The 1,408-nt window shown below is 65.2% G+C and carries 1 protein-coding gene; it reads left to right on the plus strand.

The genetic code is table 11. The features are described 5' to 3' along the window. Positions 1-44: 44 nt before the first annotated feature. A partial coding sequence (gene tssI, locus PSI22_RS21140) for a type VI secretion system tip protein TssI/VgrG (protein WP_273581445.1) occupies positions 45-1,408 on the plus strand: 1,364 nt, incomplete at its 3' end.

Below are 1,408 nucleotides of genomic sequence, written 5' to 3' on the forward strand. Positions count from 1 at the left end.
TGGTTGAACGGGCGGCGGGCGGCCAGAGCGGGGCGGTCAAGGCGCTGCAGAAAGCCGGCCAGTTATTGGGCGGCGGCGGGGGCATGGCCCCGAGCGGGTTGCAGTTTACCCTGACTGCGGGCGGTCTGCCGCCGGAAACCTTTGTGGTCACCGATTTCTCGCTGACTGAAGGGTTTTCCCAGCCGTTCCACCTGACGGTCGGGCTGGCGAGCGCCGACCCGGCCATTGACTTTCCGGCGGTGCTCGACCGCAGCGCGACCCTGACCATTTTGCAGGAGGGCGTCGAACAGCGTAGCCTCACCGGGATGGTGGCGGGCTTCGAGCAGGGCAACACCGGCTTGCACCAGACCACCTACCGGATGAGCATCTATCCGGATTTATGGCGCACCACCCTGCGGCAGAACTCGCGTATCTTCCAGCAGCGGGACATCGCCGCTATCCTCACCACGCTGTTGAAAGAGCACGGTATCCGCGACGTGGTGTTCAGCCTGCGCCATCCGCACCCGGCGCGGGAATTCTGCGTGCAATATCAGGAAAGTGACTTTACCTTCCTGCAGCGGCTGACCGCGGAAGAGGGCATCTTCTACTTCTTCGAATGCGGTAGCGGGCGTAACACGCTGGTGTTTGCCGATGACGCCGGCTCCGTGCCGCCGGGTCTCGTTATTCCGTACCAGCCGGGAGAAGGCAGCACGACGGGTACGCCGTCGGTGGGCAGCTTTACGTGCAGCGCCCAGGTGCGCCCGGCGCAGGTGCAGCTCAAGGACTACACCTTCAAAAACCCGGCGTGGCCGGCAGAATTCAGCCGGCAGATGAAGGAAGACACCTTACAGCAGATGTACTACGAGCACTACGACTACCCGGGGCGGTTTAAGGACGAAGCCCACGGCGAGGCCTTTACCCGCTACCGGCTGGAAGCGCTGCGCAGTGACGCGGTGACCGGTCAGGGCAGCGGGCAGGCCATCGCTGTCCAGCCGGGCAAGCTGTTTACCCTGGACAACCACCCGCGGGCGGACCTCAACCAGCCGTGGCAGGTGGTCAGCGCCAGCCATACGGGCAGCCAGCCGCAGGCGCGGGAAACCGCCAGCGGCGACAGCGGCACCACGCTGCACAGCCAGTTCAGCTTCATCCGCCACAACCAAAACTGGCGGCCGGCCCCGCGGTCCAAGCCCACCATCGACGGCCCGCAGATTGCCAAAGTGGTGGGGCCGGCCGGGGAAGAAATCTTCTGTGACCAGTACGGGCGTATCCGGCTGCAGTTCCCGTGGGACCGATACGGAAAAAGCGACGACCAGAGTTCCTGCTGGATACGCGTCACCCAGCCGTGGGCGGGCCAGGGCTGGGGCATGCTGGCCATTCCGCGCATCGGCCAGGAAGTGGTGGTGGATTTCCTGCACGGCGACCCGGACCA

This window comes from Xenorhabdus aichiensis (assembly GCF_028598775.1).
Lineage (GTDB): Bacteria > Pseudomonadota > Gammaproteobacteria > Enterobacterales > Enterobacteriaceae > Xenorhabdus > Xenorhabdus bovienii.